The sequence below is a fragment of the Wenyingzhuangia sp. IMCC45467 genome, from assembly GCF_054111205.1.
The window spans coordinates 24918-42500 of the sequence record NZ_CM134196.1 but is presented as its reverse complement, the minus strand read 5'-3'; the positions used below and the strand labels follow the sequence as shown (position 1 = coordinate 42500).

Annotated in this window: 19 protein-coding genes and 1 rRNA gene (1 of these 20 cut by a window edge); 10 read left to right on the top strand and 10 right to left on the bottom strand. The window is 31.3% G+C overall.

The features are described 5' to 3' along the window. Positions 1–1072 (bottom strand): 16S ribosomal RNA (locus tag ACXGQT_RS00220) (it extends 448 nt beyond the left edge of the window). Between the two features lie 616 nt (positions 1073–1688). Here ACXGQT_RS00220 and ACXGQT_RS00215 point away from each other — a divergent pair. After that, positions 1689–3041, top strand: a complete 1353-nt coding sequence (locus ACXGQT_RS00215) for a glycoside hydrolase family 1 protein (protein WP_457829433.1) — start codon at positions 1689–1691, stop codon at positions 3039–3041. A 13-nt stretch (positions 3042–3054) separates the two neighbouring features. On the opposite strand, the gene ACXGQT_RS00210 is transcribed toward ACXGQT_RS00215, so the two are convergent. After that, on the bottom strand, positions 3055–4050 hold the full coding sequence (locus ACXGQT_RS00210) for a YihY/virulence factor BrkB family protein (RefSeq protein ID WP_457829432.1): 996 nt from the start codon (positions 4048–4050) through the stop codon (positions 3055–3057). Positions 4051–4065: 15 nt separating this feature from the next. After that, a complete protein-coding gene (nadC, locus tag ACXGQT_RS00205) occupies positions 4066–4926 on the bottom strand; it encodes a carboxylating nicotinate-nucleotide diphosphorylase (protein ID WP_457829431.1) in 861 nt (286 codons plus the stop codon). 131 nt (positions 4927–5057) lie between these two features. On the opposite strand from nadC, the gene ACXGQT_RS00200 reads away from it, so the two are divergent. From ACXGQT_RS00200 to ACXGQT_RS00180, 5 genes are read left to right on the top strand one after another with little or no spacing between them, the layout of a single operon-like run. Next, on the top strand, positions 5058–5450 hold the full coding sequence (locus ACXGQT_RS00200) for a SnoaL-like domain-containing protein (RefSeq protein WP_457829430.1): 393 nt from the start codon (positions 5058–5060) through the stop codon (positions 5448–5450). A 54-nt stretch (positions 5451–5504) separates the two neighbouring features. Further along, a complete protein-coding gene (rlmH, locus tag ACXGQT_RS00195; RefSeq protein ID WP_457829429.1) occupies positions 5505–5978 on the top strand; it encodes a 23S rRNA (pseudouridine(1915)-N(3))-methyltransferase RlmH in 474 nt (157 codons plus the stop codon). Between the two features lie 25 nt (positions 5979–6003). After that, a complete protein-coding gene (locus tag ACXGQT_RS00190; protein WP_457829428.1) occupies positions 6004–6576 on the top strand; it encodes a non-canonical purine NTP diphosphatase in 573 nt (190 codons plus the stop codon). Positions 6577–6583: 7 nt separating this feature from the next. Next, the gene (locus ACXGQT_RS00185; RefSeq protein ID WP_457830831.1) at positions 6584–7606 is read left to right on the top strand and encodes a FecCD family ABC transporter permease; all 1023 of its coding nucleotides are present in this window, start codon (positions 6584–6586) and stop codon (positions 7604–7606) included. Beyond that, positions 7603–8379, top strand: coding sequence for an ABC transporter ATP-binding protein (locus tag ACXGQT_RS00180; RefSeq protein ID WP_457829427.1), 777 nt, complete (start codon positions 7603–7605; stop codon positions 8377–8379). Before ACXGQT_RS00185 ends, ACXGQT_RS00180 begins: the two co-directional genes overlap by 4 nt. Here the strand turns inward: ACXGQT_RS00180 and ACXGQT_RS00175 are convergent. Together ACXGQT_RS00175 and ACXGQT_RS00170 are read right to left on the bottom strand one after the other, a co-directional pair. Then, positions 8369–8764 (bottom strand): DUF2007 domain-containing protein, encoded by a 396-nt coding sequence (locus ACXGQT_RS00175; RefSeq protein ID WP_457830830.1) that lies wholly within the window; start codon positions 8762–8764, stop codon positions 8369–8371. The two genes, ACXGQT_RS00180 and ACXGQT_RS00175, sit on opposite strands and share 11 nt — an antisense overlap. Positions 8765–8906: 142 nt before the next feature. Continuing rightward, positions 8907–9701 carry a M48 family metallopeptidase gene (locus ACXGQT_RS00170; protein ID WP_457829426.1) on the bottom strand — a complete coding sequence of 265 codons (795 nt, stop codon included), beginning with the start codon at positions 9699–9701 and terminating at the stop codon, positions 8907–8909. 97 nt (positions 9702–9798) lie between these two features. Here ACXGQT_RS00170 and msrB point away from each other — a divergent pair, with 97 nt between their 5' ends. The 3 genes from msrB to ACXGQT_RS00155 all read left to right on the top strand — a co-directional run bounded on the left by msrB (position 9799) and on the right by ACXGQT_RS00155 (position 12814). Continuing rightward, a complete protein-coding gene (msrB, locus tag ACXGQT_RS00165; RefSeq protein ID WP_457829425.1) occupies positions 9799–10257 on the top strand; it encodes a peptide-methionine (R)-S-oxide reductase MsrB in 459 nt (152 codons plus the stop codon). Between the two features lie 236 nt (positions 10258–10493). Next, the gene (gene ffh, locus ACXGQT_RS00160) at positions 10494–11840 is read left to right on the top strand and encodes a signal recognition particle protein (protein ID WP_457829424.1); all 1347 of its coding nucleotides are present in this window, start codon (positions 10494–10496) and stop codon (positions 11838–11840) included. Positions 11841–11938: 98 nt separating this feature from the next. Continuing rightward, positions 11939–12814 (top strand): bifunctional 5,10-methylenetetrahydrofolate dehydrogenase/5,10-methenyltetrahydrofolate cyclohydrolase, encoded by an 876-nt coding sequence (locus ACXGQT_RS00155; protein ID WP_457829423.1) that lies wholly within the window; start codon positions 11939–11941, stop codon positions 12812–12814. Positions 12815–12894: 80 nt separating this feature from the next. On the opposite strand, the gene ACXGQT_RS00150 is transcribed toward ACXGQT_RS00155, so the two are convergent. Next, positions 12895–13458 (bottom strand): hypothetical protein, encoded by a 564-nt coding sequence (locus tag ACXGQT_RS00150; protein WP_457829422.1) that lies wholly within the window; start codon positions 13456–13458, stop codon positions 12895–12897. Positions 13459–13639: 181 nt separating this feature from the next. Between ACXGQT_RS00150 and ACXGQT_RS00145 the strand changes: the two genes are divergently transcribed. Then, entirely contained in the window at positions 13640–14266 is a 627-nt protein-coding gene (locus ACXGQT_RS00145) for a 7-carboxy-7-deazaguanine synthase QueE (RefSeq protein WP_457829421.1), read from the top strand. Here the strand turns inward: ACXGQT_RS00145 and cmk are convergent. The 4 genes from cmk to ACXGQT_RS00125 all read right to left on the bottom strand — a co-directional run bounded on the left by cmk (position 14263) and on the right by ACXGQT_RS00125 (position 17576). Further along, positions 14263–14952, bottom strand: a complete 690-nt coding sequence (gene cmk / locus ACXGQT_RS00140) for a (d)CMP kinase (RefSeq protein WP_457829420.1) — start codon at positions 14950–14952, stop codon at positions 14263–14265. The two genes, ACXGQT_RS00145 and cmk, sit on opposite strands and share 4 nt — an antisense overlap. Before the next feature lies 1 nt (position 14953). Beyond that, a complete protein-coding gene (porQ, locus tag ACXGQT_RS00135) occupies positions 14954–15961 on the bottom strand; it encodes a type IX secretion system protein PorQ (RefSeq protein WP_457829419.1) in 1008 nt (335 codons plus the stop codon). A gap of 78 nt (positions 15962–16039) precedes the next feature. Then, entirely contained in the window at positions 16040–16621 is a 582-nt protein-coding gene (gene coaE / locus ACXGQT_RS00130) for a dephospho-CoA kinase (protein ID WP_457829418.1), read from the bottom strand. A gap of 1 nt (position 16622) precedes the next feature. Then, on the bottom strand, positions 16623–17576 hold the full coding sequence (locus tag ACXGQT_RS00125; protein ID WP_457829417.1) for a hypothetical protein: 954 nt from the start codon (positions 17574–17576) through the stop codon (positions 16623–16625). Positions 17577–17583 lie beyond the last annotated feature (7 nt).

The window sequence follows — 17583 nt, the reverse complement described above, 5'->3', positions numbered from 1 at the left end:
GACACCTCACGGCACGAGCTGACGACAACCATGCAGCACCTTGTAAGAAGTCCGAAGAAATATCTATCTCTAAATAATGCATCCTACATTTAAGCCCTGGTAAGGTTCCTCGCGTATCATCGAATTAAACCACATGCTCCACCGCTTGTGCGGGCCCCCGTCAATTCCTTTGAGTTTCAATCTTGCGACCGTACTCCCCAGGTGGGACACTTATCACTTTCGCTTAGTCACTGAATAATTCCAACAACTAGTGTCCATCGTTTACGGCGTGGACTACCGGGGTATCTAATCCCGTTCGCTCCCCACGCTTTCGTTCATCAGCGTCAGTATATACGTAGTAGACTGCCTTCGCAATCGGTATTCTATGTAATATCTATGCATTTCACCGCTACACTACATATTCTATCTACTTCCATATAACTCAAGACTAACAGTATCAAAGGCAGTTCAACAGTTAAGCTGCTGGATTTCACCTCTGACTGATTAGCCCGCCTACGAACCCTTTAAACCCAATGATTCCGGATAACGCTTGGACCCTCCGTATTACCGCGGCTGCTGGCACGGAGTTAGCCGGTCCTTATTCGTATGGTACCGTCAAATAATTACACGTAACTATAGTTCTTCCCATATAAAAGAAGTTTACAACCCATAGGGCAGTCATCCTTCACGCGGCATGGCTGGTTCAGAGTTGCCTCCATTGACCAATATTCCTCACTGCTGCCTCCCGTAGGAGTCTGGTCCGTGTCTCAGTACCAGTGTGGGGGATCTCCCTCTCAGGACCCCTACCTATCGATGTCTTGGTAAGCCGTTACCTTACCAACTAACTAATAGGACGCATAGCCATCTTAAACCGATAAATCTTTAATCATAAATCCATGCGAATCTATAACACTATGGGATATTAGTCCACGTTTCCATGGGGTATCCCCCTGTTTAAGGTAGGTTCTATACGCGTTACGCACCCGTGCGCCGGTCGTCGGCAAATTGCAAGCAATTCCCGCTACCCCTCGACTTGCATGTGTTAGGCCTGCCGCTAGCGTTCATCCTGAGCCAGGATCAAACTCTTCATCGTTAATATTTTAATATCTTGATGATGCTCAAAAAAATCTCATGATCTAGTCATGTAATTTTACTTTCTAATTTTACGCTGTCAATTTCAATATTCTCAATGAACTTAGTCACATCGTGACTTTTTTATCTGTAACTCCTCTCGAAGTTAACTACTTAGCTGCCTCGCTAAGCGGTTGCAAATATAAGAACTTTATTTCTTCTAAAACAAATAAAATTTAAAATATTTTTTAAAAAAATTCTAAACCTTTTTCTATCCTAAAACAGTAGCCTAAACCACCATAAAACCCTTAATGTATCTGAACTTTTTTGCCCCAAACAATCAGTTACCTAATCGCCGTTGCGGGTGCAAAGATACGCACCTTTTTTATTTATTTCCTAATCTTTTTTAAACTATTTTTCTGTTTATTTTTAATCAACTGAAAACATGTGAGTTGAATTCATGAAATTAATAAAAAAAAATCAATTCTCAACTAGATATTTAATTTTTACAACTAAAACTAATAAAAACGGACTGATAACTTAACAAAAAGATATCATCAATTATATATATAGGACAAACATATAATGTAGTATAGCAAAATAAAACATTATTATTATTTTTAATTATAATCTTTAATATGGCTTATCCTAAAGTAAAGGCTTCAGAATTCCCTAATTATTTTAATTGGGGAGTTACGATTTCTGCTTATCAGAATGAAGGAAAATGGAATACCTATGGAAAGGGCAAATCAATCTGGGATAATTTTACTAATAAATCAAATTTTAAAAACGGAAATGCTAATGTAACTACTAATTTTTATCATCATTATAAAGAAGATATACAAAAAGTAAAAGACTTGAATTTAGATAGCTTTAGATTTTCTTTATCATGGTCTAGAATATTTCCAAATGGTATCGGTGAAATCAATCAAAAAGGAGTAGATTTTTATCATGATATAATAGACACATGTCTTGAACTAAAAATTAAACCTTGGGTGACATTATATCACTGGGATTTACCACAAATTTTAGAAGAAAAAGGAGGATGGAACAATAGAGATGTTTTAAACTGGTTTGAAAACTATGTAAACTTTTGCACAAAAGAATACGGCAACAAAGTAAAAAACTGGATTGTACTAAACGAACCTATGAGCTTTGTAGGACTTGGATACTTTATGGGAATGCATGCTCCTGGTAAAAAAGGAATGAAAAATTTTCTATCTGCTGCACATCACACTACTTTGTGTCAAGCTATTGGAGGTAGAATAATTAGAAAAAATGTAAATAATGCTTTTATAGGGACTACTTTTTCTTGTTCTTATGTAAAGCCTATGAATAGACAGGTTAAAAACAAAAAAGCTGCTGAACGTATTGATGCTCTTTTAAATCGTTTTTTTATTGAACCTGCTTTAGGTTTAGGATATCCTATTGATTCTATTCCTGGTTTAAAACAAATTGAAAAATATTACCAACCAGGTGACGAAGAAATGATGAAGTTTGATTTTGATTTTATAGGAATTCAATACTATTTTAAAATTGTTGCTAAATTCAGCTTACTTCCTCCTATTCTTTTTGCAACTGAAATACCTGCTGTAAAAAGAAATGTTAAAATAAATAATATGGGAATGGAAATTTACCCCAAAGGAATTCTAAAGATGTTAGAAAAATTTAATAATTACTCTAATATTAAAGACCTATACATTACTGAATCTGGAGTTTGCTTTGATGATATTATAGATAATGGAAAAATAAAAGATAAAAAACGTATTGATTATTTTAAGAAAACCTTTTACTATACCTTAAAAGCTATTCAAAAAAACATTAATGTGAAAGGTTATTTTATATGGACTTTGACAGATAATTTTGAATGGGCTGAAGGAACAAAACCTAGATTTGGATTGTACTATACCGATTTTGTTACTCAAAAAAGAACTATAAAAAAATCAGGAATATGGATTCAGAAATTTTTAAGTAAAAAACATTCCTTTTAATTTAAGGTGTTTTTTATGAATAATGACTATCCCCTCTGAGCATTTCTTTTTCGTCAATTTCTTTTAACTTATGTTCATACCTTAATCTTGTAATACTTGCATTCAACTCAAATCCTAACAAAAGAATCATAGAGTTTAGCCATATAAAAAGCATTAATACTAAAAGAGTACCTATAGAACCATACAATTCATTATACTTTGAAAATTTAACTACATAAATTCCAAAACCATAAAAAGTTAGCAACGACAGTACGGTTGTTAACACAGAACCCGCTGAAAAAAAGTTAGTTTGCTTACCTTCCGATGTTCCGAAATAATACAACATTGATACGTTACAAAAAATTAAAAACATAAACAACAGGTAACGTAAATTACTAATCCACATTAACCCTTCTGGCAGCCATCCTTTGTTGTATAAAAACTGAACTCCAAATTCAAAAAAAATGGTAACTGCAACAGTTAATATCAACATAAAAGACATGGTTAAAGAAGTTCCTAAGGATATTAGGTATTGCTTAACTACATTTCTAATTTTTTTTACATGTACAGAATACTCAAAAGCTGCAAAAATAGCATTGACTCCATTTGTCATTAAAAATATAGAAACTATAAAACCAAAGGAAAGCAATCCTCCATATTTATTATTAGCAATATCTGCCAAAACAGTATCTACTGCCTCGAATGTTTTTGGAGGTAATAGTTCAGAAATCAACAACATAAAATTTTCCTGAAAACCATCAATAGGTATAAATGGAATTAAGGTTAACATAAACAGCATAAAAGGAAATAGTGCCATGAAAAAGCTGAATGAAATTCCACCAGCTCTAGAGGTTAAAGCTCCTTTTAAAATTCCTATAAAATACATTTCTAGCAGATCATATAGAGTCATTCCCTCCAAACCAGGAACAGGAATTTTTTTTCCAGTACGAACAAACCAATTCATTACTGGTACTTCTTTTAACTCTTCTTCTAGAGAATCCTCTTTTTTTATTTCTTTTGTTTCTAACATTCTTTTTTAAGCAATTTAGTCTATCGCTTTTAAACTTAAATCTAAATTATAAACAGAGTGTGTTAATGCTCCTGATGAAATATATTGAACTCCACATTCTGCATATTTTCTTAAAGTTTCTTCGTTAATTCCTCCCGAAGATTCCGTTCCTGCTTTATCACCAATTAAGGCTACTGCTCTTTTTGTATCCTCGTAATTAAAGTTATCAATTAAAATTCTATGAATTCCATCAAACTGAATAATTTCTTTAATTTCTTGCAAATTACGTGCCTCTACAATTATTTTTAAATCTTTATTATTTGCTTTTAAATACTCTTTGGTTTGTTTTATAGCTTGGGCTACGCCCCCTGCAAAATCTATATGATTGTCTTTTAACATAATCATATCATATAAAGCAAAACGATGATTTTCTCCTCCTCCAATTTTTACAGCCCATTTTTCAATGGCACGAATTCCTGGTGTAGTTTTTCTTGTGTCTAAAATTTTGGTTCCAGTACCTTTTAATAAATCAACATAAAAAGCAGTTTTAGTAGCAATGGCACTCATACGTTGCATGGCATTTAACACCAATCTTTCTGCTTTTAAAATAGATAAAGAACTACCTGAAACATATAAAACAACATCACCATGTTTTACTTTTTCTCCATCATTAATTAAAACTTCTACCTTAAGAGTTTTATCAACATAATTAAAAACCTGCAAAGCAAAATCTACTCCAGCAATAATTCCTATATCTTTTACCAATAGTTTGGCTTTTCCATGTGCGGTTGAAGGAATACAGGCCAAAGAAGAATGATCTCCGTCTCCTATATCTTCTCTAATAGCATTGGCTATTATCAATTCTATTTCATTATCAAATTGTGTTTGACTTATCATTTCCTTAATTTTAAAACAAAGATATACTTCTGTAATTAATTTACATACATTCATTATTCTTAATACATGCGAAAAAACAGACGTAAACACAACATCTATCAGCTAATCAGCAGAATAATGGTATTAAATTTATGATGAAAATCTTTAGGTTAGCTATGACAACACAAGAAATTGCAGATAGATTGGTAGGTCTTTGTAGACGAGGACAAAACGCCTTAGCTCAAGTTGAGTTATATGATGATCATATTGAAAGCATTGAATCACACTCTAACAGACACCGAAAAACTAGAGGAATTGCTAAAGTCCAAAGAAAAACTGCCATTTTTTTTGAACTTGCTCAAAAAATACATCACTCCGAAATTTCTGATCCTTTGGTGGCAGGAAATCATTTTTGTATGAAAATTAGCATAGATGTTACTCTTAGAGGTTTGGGTCGTGTACAACTAGAAGAACTCTGTATTTTTCATGTAAGAGATGAAAAAATTGTAAAAGAAGAATTTTTTTACTCACCTTCCTTAGTATAAAACACAGATATCATCAGTTCTTAGTACCTTTGCTCTTTAAAAGAAAAGGAAACTATGAAAATTGTTCTTTTAGCCATTGGTAAAACCGATGATAAAAATTTAATTCAACTGATTGACAATTATCAGAATAGACTAAAGCATTATATAAAATTTGAGTTAGACATTATTCCTGATATCAAAAACGTTAAAAATCTTTCCGAAGCCCAACAAAAAGAAAAAGAAGGAGAATTAATTCTTAAAAAACTACAACCTACTGATCATTTAATTTTACTTGATGAAAAAGGAAAAGAATTTAGATCTGTAAACTTTGCTAATTTTTTACAAAAAAAGATGAATTCTGGAATTAAACAATTGGTTTTAGTGATTGGTGGCCCTTATGGTTTTTCTGATACTGTTTACTCAAAAGCACAAGGAAAAATTTCTTTATCTAAAATGACCTTTTCTCATCAAATGATTCGTTTATTTATGGTAGAACAATTATACAGAGGTTTTACTATTTTAAAAAACGAACCATATCACCACGAATAGCTTCTAAAACACAAACAACATCTCTATGAAAATAGTTTTTGCCACACATAACAAGAACAAACTAAAAGAAGTAGCTGCTTTACTTCCTAATATTGAATTATTATCCTTAACTGATATTGGTTGTACCGAAGAAATTCCTGAAACTGCTGATACTTTAGAAGGCAATGCCATTATAAAAGCCAACCATGTAACAGAAAAGTATGGATATAGTTGTTTTGCTGATGATACTGGTCTATTAGTAACAGCATTAAATGGAGAACCTGGGGTCTATTCTGCTAGATATGCTGGTGAACATGGAAATGCTGAAAAAAACATGAATTTATTATTAAAAAACCTAGAAGGTAAAATTAATAGAGATGCTCATTTTAAAACTATTATTTGTTTAAACATAAACAATCAACAATACTTATTTGACGGTGTTTGTAACGGTATTATTTTAGAAAAAAAACAAGGCGATGAAGGTTTTGGATACGATCCTGTTTTTAAGCCTAACGGATATGATCTTTCTTTTGCAGAAATGAGCTTGGAGGAAAAAGGAAAAATTAGTCACCGAGGATTGGCTGTACAAAAATTAATACAGTTTTTACAAAACCTATAAAGTGTATATTCCACAAAAAAAATATTATCCCGTTTTTATAGCATTATTTATCACCTTGGTTGTAATTGCTGTTTTTAATATTTATACAGGAACTGTTAACATTCCTATGAAGGAAATTTGGCATATTATTACAAATGATCCAGATACTTCAGAAAACTATCAATACATTATTACAGAATACAGACTACCAAAAACCATTACTAGTATTTTGGTAGGTATTGGCCTCGGAGTTAGTGGGTTGATGATGCAAACTTTTTTTAGAAATCCACTTGCAGGACCATTTGTTTTAGGAATTAGTTCTGGGGCAAGTTTAGGGGTAGCAATCTTAATTATGGGAGGTAGTTTTTTTGGATCACTTCCTTACTTATACAATTTCTCAATCCCCTTAGCAGCAAGTTTAGGTTCTTTTTTAGTTTTAAGTGTAGTGATGATTACCGCCAGAAATATTAGAAACACCATGTCTATACTTATTATAGGATTGATGTTTGGTAGCTTTACTTCTGCAATTATTAGTGTATTGTCTTACTTTAGTTCAGCCACAGAATTACAACAATATATTTTTTGGAGTTTTGGAAGTTTAAGCAACCTGCAATGGTCTGAATTGTATTTATTAATTGGAATCATAGCGGTTAGTGCTATTGGATTGTTATTTATTATAAAACCTTTAGATGCTCTGCTATTGGGAGAAAATTATGCAATAAGCTTAGGGATTTCTATAAAGAAAACACAAAGCATTATTTTTATCATCACCAGTTTGTTAACAGGAAGTATTACTGCTTTTGTAGGACCTATTGCTTTTATAGGCCTGGCAATACCACATATTACTAAGTTGATTTTTCAAACCTCAAATCATAAAATATTAATCCCAGCAGTAGGAATTATTGGTGCTATTGTGATGTTAATTTGTGATAGCTTAACTCATATTTCTGTAGGTTCTAAAACTTTACCCATTAATGCTATTACTTCAATTTTTGGAGCTCCAATAGTCATATGGTTGTTGGTTTCTAAATCTAAAAAATTAGATTCATGAAAAACATAATATTAAAAGCAACTAACCTAAATATAGGCTATACAATCTCAAAAAAAACGATTAATGTTTGCCAAAAAATTAATTTTGATTTACACAAAGGAGAATTATTGTGTTTATTAGGTAGAAATGGTTCAGGAAAATCTACTCTTTTAAAAACCATTGGTAAAATGTTAACACATATTGATGGAGGTATTGAAATTAACAATAAAAATACAGAAACATTAACTCCTAAAGAATTTGCCCAACTAATTGCTGTGGTATTAACGGAAAGCATTCCTGAAAATTCTTTAACTGTATACGAAACAATTGCCTTAGGAAGACAACCTTATACCAATTGGTTAGGGAAATTGTTTGACAAAGATATTTCTATTATTAAAAATGCAATGATTTTAACAGACACGGCTGGTTTATCAAACAAATTAATTCATCAATTAAGTGATGGACAATTACAAAGAGTTATGATTGCCAGAGCGTTGACACAAGATACTCCTATTATATTATTAGATGAACCTACCTCACATTTAGACATTCATCACAAAATAAACATTTTTAAAATTTTATCAAAAATTTGTAAAGAGACTAAAAAAACAGTGTTAATTTCTACACACGAAATAAATCTTGCTCTAAAACATTCCGACAGATTATTATTAATCGACAATCAACAATTCAATATTGGAAAATCTACAGATGAAAATATTCAAAAAAAATTAATGACTATTTTTAATTCTGATGACATTCGTTATGATAGTATTAGTAATCAATTTATATTTTAAACTCAAAATTACATTCTTTACATTTCCTCAAAGTTTTATAATAAATAGGATATATAAGAAATAAGAAAGAGATTAAAATTGACAAAATTCCTTTTGTACTTTTTGTAGATTTAAAATGTGCATAAATTTTATCCGAACTACATTTTGGACAAATTAAAATTTCATTATTTTCATCAGTTACTGGAATACTTTCTATTTCTTTTATAATACTTTGAGATTTTTCAAAATCATCAGATTTAACTTTTAACTTAATTCCTCCTAATGTAATGTTGTAAAGAGGGTTTAGTGTAATCATATTCTCATCTTGAAGGTAACTTTTTATATTTTCACTTTCAAGTTTAGATTTTAAAACATGTGCTTCAAAATAGTTTTCAAAAACTTTAATTGTTATTCATTTCATTATTGTGTTTTCTTTAAATCTAATTTAGGCTATACGACCTTCTTTTGATAAATATGATAAAAAAAATGCTCCAAAAATCATATATAATTTTGGAGCATTTTCACTAACTTATTATACAACTACTAAATTACCTATACTTAGCTGCTAATTTTTTAGCTTCTGGCAAATAAGATTGTAGGGTTGCAATTCTTGTGCTATTAGACGGGTGAGTACTCAAAAATTCTGGTGGAGCTCCTCCTCCAATTTCACTCATACGTTCCCAAACTCTTACAGCTTCTTCTCCATTATAACCTGCCATAATCATAAAAACCAATCCTAACTTATCAGCCTCAGTTTCGTGAGTTCTACTGTATTTTAACATTCCTAATTGAGAACCTACTCCATAAGCCATATTCCACATTTCTTTGGTTTTAGAATCAGCATCACCAGTACCAATTTCTATAGCTGCCGCTCCATATTGCTGAATTTGACTAGAACTCATACGTTCTTGTCCATGTTTAGCAAAAGCATGTGCAACTTCATGTCCCATAATAGCAGCAATACCATCTGTATTTTTTGCCACAGGTAAAATTCCGGTATAAAAAACAACCTTTCCTCCTGGCATACACCATGCATTTAGTTGGTCATCTTGTACCAAATTAAACTCCCATTGGTAACTATCAGCCTCAGCATTCATACCATTTTTACGCATAAACTTATCAACTGCTGTAGATATTCTAACCCCAACAGCTTTTATTTCTTGAGTTTTTGTTTTATCTGTAGATAGTTTATTCTCTTTTAAGAAAGCATCATATTGAGCAAAACTAGTTGGTAACACTTCTGCATCCGATACAAAATTTAAACGTTTTCTTCCTGTAATAGGTACAGTAGAACATGCTACTAAAATTGTAGTTACTATAATTAATGAGATTGTTTTTTTCATGTCAAAAATAAATTTGGTTTACACAAATATAACATTTGATAGAAAACTAAGTAATGATTCTACTACAGATTCGACTTAATTTTTAAATCTCACAAAAATGAAATCAAAACAAAGTCTTTTTATCCTATTCATAATCTTTTGTATTGGTAGTATTTCTGCCCAAACAAAAATCATTAAAACGGATGCAGAATGGAAAAAAACATTAACCCCAAACCAATATCAAGTATTAATAAAAAAAGGAACTGAACCAGCTTTTTCTGGAAAATATGATAAATTCTATAAAAAAGGAACTTACCATTGTGCTGCCTGCAACACTCCTTTATTTACCTCTAAAAGCAAATTTGATTCAGGCTCTGGCTGGCCTTCTTTTGATGAACATATAGGTAACAATATTGGATTTAATAAAGACAATAAATATGGAATTACTAGAACAGAAATAGTTTGTAATGTTTGTGATGGACATTTAGGTCATATTTTTATGGATGGACCAAAAAACACCACCGGAAAAAGATATTGTGTAAATTCTTTAGCCTTAAAATTTAAAAATTCGCAATAAAATAACATAAGTCAATGATAATTAAACACTTATTCTATAATTTTACAATAAGCAAATGATAAGCCACTTAATTTCATGGTCGTTTTATCATTTTAAAAAAATTATAGTATTTGTTTTTATGTTTTACAATTAAACCTTCCTATTTGGGAAGGTTTTTTGTTGTTAATAAAACCCTTTTAAAGTTGTGATATTCTTGTATATTTGCAGCTCAACTTTAATAAAGTAAATTACAGCATATGTTCAATAATTTATCAGATAAATTAGATAAAGCCTTACACGTTCTAAAAGGACACGGAAAAATAACAGAAGTAAATGTAGCAGAGACTTTAAAAGAAGTACGTAGAGCATTATTAGATGCCGATGTAAACTTTAAAATTGCCAAAGAATTTACTGTAAGAGTTAAAGAAAAAGCCATTGGACAAAATGTATTAACTACTTTAAATCCAAGTCAATTAATGGTTAAACTTGTAAAAGACGAGTTAGCCGATTTGATGGGAGGTGAAACTGCTGGAATTAATTTAACAGGATCACCAACCGTAATATTAATGGCTGGTTTACAAGGTTCTGGTAAAACTACTTTTTCTGGAAAATTAGCCAACTTTTTAAAAACTAAAAAGAACAAACAAGTACTTTTGGTAGGAGCAGATGTTTATCGTCCTGCTGCCATCAATCAGTTACAAGTTGTAGGAGAGCAAATTGGAGTTGAAGTATATGCTGAAATTGATAATAAAAACCCTGTAGAAATTGCTAAAAATGCTATTGCTCATGCAAAAGCAAATGGTAAAAACACAGTGATTATAGATACTGCTGGTCGTTTGGCTATTGATGAAGCTTTAATGACAGAGATTTCTAACATTCATAAAGCTGTAACTCCACAAGAAACTCTTTTTGTAGTAGATTCTATGACAGGTCAAGATGCTGTAAACACAGCCAAAGCTTTTAATGACTTATTAAACTTTGACGGAGTTGTTTTAACAAAATTAGATGGTGATACTCGTGGTGGTGCTGCTTTAACTATTAAATCTGTAGTTAACAAGCCTATTAAGTTTATTGGTACTGGAGAAAAAATGGAAGCTATTGATGTTTTCTATCCAGAACGTATGGCTGATCGTATTTTGGGAATGGGAGATGTTGTTTCTTTAGTAGAACGTGCCCAAGAACAATACGATGAAGAAGAAGCGAGAAAACTACAAAAGAAAATAGCTAAAGATCAGTTTGGTTTTGATGATTTCTTAAGTCAAATTCAACAAATCAAAAAAATGGGAAATATGAAAGACTTGGTAGGAATGATTCCAGGTGCTGGAAAAGCCCTTAAAGATGTTGATATTGATGATGATGCTTTTAAAGGAATTGAAGCCATTATAAAATCTATGACTCCTTTAGAAAGAACTGAACCTAAAGTAATTAATGCCTCTAGAAAAAAGAGAATTGCCAAAGGATCTGGAACTAGTATTACTGAGGTAAACCAATTGTTAAAACAATTTTTTCAAATGAGTAAAATGATGAAAATGATGCAAGGTGGTGGCTCTAGAAAAATGATGCAGATGATGCAAGGTATGAAAGGAAGAATGCCAGGAATGTAATATTTTAGTATTCAGTACAAAGTACTGAGTAATTAGTTTTACAAGTAACAATTAAACTTACTACTGTGTACTCTGTATTCAGTACTAAAAAAAACAAGATGACAATATTAGATGGTAAAAAAACCTCTGCAGACATCAAAGCTGAAATTGCAGAAAAAGTAAAAGAATTAAAAGCTCAAGGTAAAAAAACGCCTCATTTAGCAGCTGTAATTGTTGGGAATGATGGTGCTAGTAAAACCTACGTTGGTGCTAAAGTAAAAGCTTGTGAGTTAGTTGGTTTTGATTCTACACTTGTAGAATTACCAGAAGAAACTACCGAAGCTGAATTATTAGCTAAAATAGAAGAGTTAAACAACAATGATGCTATTGACGGATATATCGTTCAATTACCATTGCCTAAACATATTGATGAGCACAAAGTTTTATTAGCTGTTGATGCTACTAAAGATGTTGATGGTTTTCACCCTACAAATGTTGGGAGAATGGCTTTAGAATTGCCTACTTTTTTACCAGCAACCCCTTATGGAGTAATGGAGTTGTTAGAGCGTTATAAAGTTCCTACATCTGGTAAAAACGTTGTTGTTATTGGTCGTTCGCATATTGTTGGACGTCCAATGAGTATTTTAATGTCTCAAAAAAGAGCTGCTGGTGATGCAACGGTAACTGTTGCTCACTCTAGAACAGCTAACTTAAAAGAGTTAACCTTAAAAGCAGATATTATTGTAGTGGCTTTAGGTGTGGCTGAGTTCTTAACTGGTGATATGGTTAAAGAAGGAGTTACTATTATTGATGTTGGAATTACTCGTTTAGATGATCCGTCAAAAAAGAGTGGCTTCCGTTTGGCTGGAGATGTACATTTTGAATCTGTTGCTCTAAAAGCATCTTTCATCACTCCGGTTCCTGGAGGTGTAGGACCTATGACTATTGCCATGTTATTAAAGAATACTTTATTAGCTGGAGAAAATAGAGCTTAACTATAATTTTAAAAATAAAGACATCAAAAAAGGCATTTCTGTATGGAAATGCCTTTTTGCTTTTTTAGAGTTTCTGTCTATTATTTATCATCTAACCAAACCGTAAATGATGTAAACTTAGATCCCTCTGGAATTTGACTTTTATCAACATCACCCAAAGTAAAAGGCTTAACACCAACAACTTGCTTATCTATAGTAAAAGTAGCATTAATATCTTTTACAAAAACTGTTATCAATTTAAAGGTAGCTTCCAATTTATCTATATTATGATTTACATTTAATTCATTAAAAGTAGAGGTTACCCCTACTCCTGCTTCTGTTTTATATTCATCACTAAAAATAGTTACACTTCTAATTTTAGAAACACTGTCTAAAGGATTTATTGGAGAAATAGATAACAACAACTTCCCTCCTTTTTTATATACCAAATAAGTATCATTATCTGCAATGTAATCATTTACATTTCCTAAATCACCTTCACTTAATCTAGATACTATAGAATCGTTTTTAAACAAATTCTCTAGTTCTTGTACCGTGGTCGTATTATCAATTGGCCCAACTTTGTCCAATGCAATAGTTGTGTCTTTTGATTGGCACGAAATCGCCATGGCCACAACTACTAATAGTGCTAATATTTTTTTCATCTAATTCTAAAAATTTAAAGCACCAAGGTACATAAAAATCAATTATTAGTAATCAATCTTGAGCTACAAATTATAAAGAACCGTTTACATTTGTTTACATATTTATGCTTAAAAACTTTACAAAGTTTACAAACTTTTCTGAACATAATTTCTTGTATCTTTGCACACCAAAACAAAACCGATGGATATACAAACTAAAGAACTTGTAGATAAAGGAGTTATGCTTCCGTTAATGGAAGAATTCTACACCATACAAGGAGAAGGTGCTCATACAGGAACTGCTGCTTATTTTATTAGAGTAGGTGGATGTGATGTTGGTTGCCATTGGTGTGATGTAAAAGAAAGTTGGGATGCTAATTTACATCCGCCTACACATGCAGATATTATTGTAGACCATGCAAAACCATACAAAACTATTGTCATTACCGGTGGAGAACCCTTAATGTGGGACATGCAATATTTAACATCCTCTTTACAAAATAAAGGATTACAAACTCATATAGAAACATCGGGAGCATATCCGCTAAGCGGTCAATGGAACTGGATTTGCTTGTCTCCTAAAAAAACAAAATTACCTTTAGATGGAATTTATCCTGAAGCACATGAATTAAAAGTAATTATTCACAACAAAAGTGATTTTAAATTTGCTGAAGAACAAGCCGCTAAAGTATCTAACAAATGTGGTCTGTATTTACAACCTGAATGGAGTAAAAAAGAAATGATGACTCCAATGATTGTGGATTATGTAATGAAAAATCCTCAATGGAAAATTTCTTTACAAACTCATAAATATTTAAATATACCTTAAAGTTTAGCTTTTACTAAAGACAAAATTTTATAGAACTGTTCTTCTCTAGATAAATTAGAGTTATCTATTTCAACAGCATCCTTAGCCATTTCTAAAGGAGAGTCTTCTCTTGTTGTATCTAGAGTATCTCTTTCTACCACATTGTTATAAACCTCATCAAAAGAAACGTTTGTATTTCCTTTGGCCTGTAACTCATCAAACCTACGTTGTGCTCTGGTTTGGGCAGAGGCTGTCATAAATAATTTTAATTCAGCATTTGGAAAAACTACAGTACCAATATCTCTACCATCCATAACAATCCCTTTAGATTTTCCCATCTCTTGTTGTAGGGCTACTAATTTTTGTCTTACAGCAGATATAGAGGCTACTTTACTTACATAAGAAGAAACTTCCATTCCTCTAATTTCAGTTTCTACATTTACGTTATTTAAGTAAACCTCGGAGAAACCTAATTGAGAATTGTATTTAAAATCTATTTGAATTTTTACCAAATCATCTATCAACTTTTCTTCTTCTACCTCTCCTTGTTTAGCAAAACCATTTTGTAAAGCATATAAAGCAACTGTTCTGTACATTGCTCCAGTATCAACATAAATATATCCTAGCTCTTTTGCTAACTGTTTAGCTACTGTACTTTTTCCTGTTGATGAAAATCCATCAATGGCAATGGTAATTTTTGATGACATATTATAAATGTAAAGTTAATCCGAAAGTGCTATACTTAGCCCCTTCTTGAAATTTAGCATAAGCATAATCAAATCTCAAATATTTGGTATTGATTCCAAAACCATAAGACAAACCTGCTCCTGTTCTTACTTCGTTTAATTGATATTCTTGAGATCTACGGTGGTTGTACCCTAGCCTAATACTAATTAGTTTTTCTGGCCATAACTCTGCACCTAAAGATACGTGTCTTAGCGCATTATTTACATCACTAATAGATTCTTCGGTTACATTATTTTCTAAATCTGTTTTAGACCTTGATGGATTAGGTTCGCTAACATCCCAATTATTTAATTCATCAACAGCACCATAAATTTTAATAGGCACATGCTCTAATCTATATTCTATAGAAAAAATAGCATTACTTCTAATCAGTTCTTTGTCATCTATAAAAGCAGATATTTGATCTCCCGAATTCCTTAATACTAAAGACATTACCATAGGTTTTGTTGGGTGTATATAGGTAATTCCTAAATCATACAAAAGTGCTGAAGAAGTATAAACATCTATTTTGGATGATATATATTTTAAAGAAGCCCCAAATGAAACTGATTGGAAAGTATAACCATACCCTAAATTAAAAGAAATATCACTTGCCGAAAACACCCCTAAAACAGTTGGGCCACTAGCATCTGTTCTCTCAAAATCTCCATAATCAAAATATTGAATTCCTAAAAAGGCTGTTCCGTATTTTGGGTTAATAGATTTTGCATAAGAAAGTGACCCTACATTTATTCCTGAAATATATTTAATATAATTAAAAGAAATATCGTTTTCCATTAATGTGTTTACTGATGATGGATTCCATAAAGTTTGAGAAACATCATCTCTAGAAGTTAAAGTAACACCCCCCAAAGCAACTTGTTTGGCAGATGTTGGTATATTTAAAAAAGAATATAGGGTCTCACCTCCTGTTTGCGAATACAAACTACATGACACCAACATAGAAAACAGAATATATATATACTTCATTCTTTAATACTTCTCTCAGCAAATATAAACGCTTGATTTTAATATTTATGTAAAATTTGCTTTTAGATTCTATCTAAATCATACTATTTTTAACAATTGATGATGTAACTCTTGTACATCATGTTCCAATTTATTTAAATTATTGTTATGAATTACATAATCTGCTTTTTTAATTTTTTCTTCTTGACTCCACTGATTGTCCATTCTAGCCAATACCGCTTCTCTATCTACTTTATCTCTTTTCATCACCCTAGAAATTCTATCTTCTAAATCTGCTGCTATCACAACTACCTTATCGCAAAAATGTTCACTTTTGTTCTCGTATAAAATTGCATTTTCATAAACCAAATACGGAGCTGTTTGCTCAGCTACAAAATCTTTAAAATGTTTATGAACTGCTGGGTGTACTATTGCATTTAATTGCTGTAACAGCTCTTTATTATTGAATACTTTTTGAGCGATATAGGTTCTATTTAACTCATTGTTTTGATATGATTTTTCTCCTAATAAATGAATAATACTTGTTTTTACTTCATGAGAATGAATCATAATATTTTTAGCTTCAACATCTGCTTGATATATAGGAACTCCTAAAGATTTAAACAACTCTAAAACAGTGCTTTTACCACTACCTATACCGCCTGTTATCCCTACAACCATGTTATTTTAATATTAAATATTCAACCTCATTAATACTTAACTTTACCGAAGACACCATGTTAGGCTTTTGTCTTACTTCGGTTTTCATAAACTTACTGGTTCTTTTATTATAATCACAAATTACCAAAAAATCCGATGTTTTAACTTCGTTAAATTGTGATAATCTAACCAAACAAGTAACTTCAATTTTTTTAGGATACACCACTATTTCTTCTCCATTAGGAGCGTTGATAATTTGGACAGGAACAGACAATGTTTTTTCTGTAATTTTTTCAACCTCAACTTTTAAACGTACCACTTCGTGTGAATAATCTATCTTAGGAATATCTGGCTTAACTACCTTAACTTCTTTATCTATAGATTCCTGAACTTTATCTAATTTAAAAGTCTCTAAGTTAATTTCATTAATTTTTGACACCTGCATTTCTGGACCCGAAATTAATATAGAGTCGGGAACAATTTTATATCCCGAAAAAGATTTATATCCTAAATGATAAGTAACATCTACATGTGGAACAACTGCCACTTTTTTAAAACTTTTTTTCCCTAATTTTACAAATAAAGTATCCGAAATTACATCTACTAAAGTAACGTTTTCTTTTATTGAATTTCTAACTTGTTTTTTTAACTCGCTATTTGCCAAGTAGTAGTCGTACTTGTTTTTTCTTTTTAAATGCTCTACAGAAACTTCTATTTCTGGTTTTGAAAAGGCAATACCTAAAAAATAAAAACCATTTCCTTTAATTCTAAACCCTAATTCTTTTGGTGGGTTCTCCTGAAATACAAACTCTTTAGACAACGATGAATAATGAATAGGATAATAAACAATTTGACTATATTCTTTTGATAATTTGTTTAGAAACCAAAACAAAAAAGTTCCCAAAACAAAAATTAAAAAAACCGAATCTCTTTTTTTATTGAATTTAAAAATGCTTTGTTTTTTAGTTTTATTCATGTTAGCT

Bases quoted from the DNA above. Each gene is read 5' to 3' on its own strand.
- ACXGQT_RS00215 (WP_457829433.1), top strand. From the start codon at position 1,689: ATGGCTTATCCTAAAGTAAAGGCTTCAGAATTCCCTAATTATTTTAAT.
- ACXGQT_RS00210 (WP_457829432.1), bottom strand. From the start codon at position 4,050: ATGTTAGAAACAAAAGAAATAAAAAAAGAGGATTCTCTAGAAGAAGAG.
- nadC (WP_457829431.1), bottom strand. From the start codon at position 4,926: ATGATAAGTCAAACACAATTTGATAATGAAATAGAATTGATAATAGCC.
- ACXGQT_RS00200 (WP_457829430.1), top strand. From the start codon at position 5,058: ATGATGAAAATCTTTAGGTTAGCTATGACAACACAAGAAATTGCAGAT.
- rlmH (WP_457829429.1), top strand. From the start codon at position 5,505: ATGAAAATTGTTCTTTTAGCCATTGGTAAAACCGATGATAAAAATTTA.
- ACXGQT_RS00190 (WP_457829428.1), top strand. From the start codon at position 6,004: ATGAAAATAGTTTTTGCCACACATAACAAGAACAAACTAAAAGAAGTA.
- ACXGQT_RS00180 (WP_457829427.1), top strand. From the start codon at position 7,603: ATGAAAAACATAATATTAAAAGCAACTAACCTAAATATAGGCTATACA.
- ACXGQT_RS00170 (WP_457829426.1), bottom strand. From the start codon at position 9,701: ATGAAAAAAACAATCTCATTAATTATAGTAACTACAATTTTAGTAGCA.
- msrB (WP_457829425.1), top strand. From the start codon at position 9,799: ATGAAATCAAAACAAAGTCTTTTTATCCTATTCATAATCTTTTGTATT.
- ffh (WP_457829424.1), top strand. From the start codon at position 10,494: ATGTTCAATAATTTATCAGATAAATTAGATAAAGCCTTACACGTTCTA.
- ACXGQT_RS00155 (WP_457829423.1), top strand. From the start codon at position 11,939: ATGACAATATTAGATGGTAAAAAAACCTCTGCAGACATCAAAGCTGAA.
- ACXGQT_RS00150 (WP_457829422.1), bottom strand. From the start codon at position 13,458: ATGAAAAAAATATTAGCACTATTAGTAGTTGTGGCCATGGCGATTTCG.
- ACXGQT_RS00145 (WP_457829421.1), top strand. From the start codon at position 13,640: ATGGATATACAAACTAAAGAACTTGTAGATAAAGGAGTTATGCTTCCG.
- cmk (WP_457829420.1), bottom strand. From the start codon at position 14,952: ATGTCATCAAAAATTACCATTGCCATTGATGGATTTTCATCAACAGGA.
- porQ (WP_457829419.1), bottom strand. From the start codon at position 15,961: ATGAAGTATATATATATTCTGTTTTCTATGTTGGTGTCATGTAGTTTG.
- coaE (WP_457829418.1), bottom strand. From the start codon at position 16,621: ATGGTTGTAGGGATAACAGGCGGTATAGGTAGTGGTAAAAGCACTGTT.
- ACXGQT_RS00125 (WP_457829417.1), bottom strand. From the start codon at position 17,576: ATGAATAAAACTAAAAAACAAAGCATTTTTAAATTCAATAAAAAAAGA.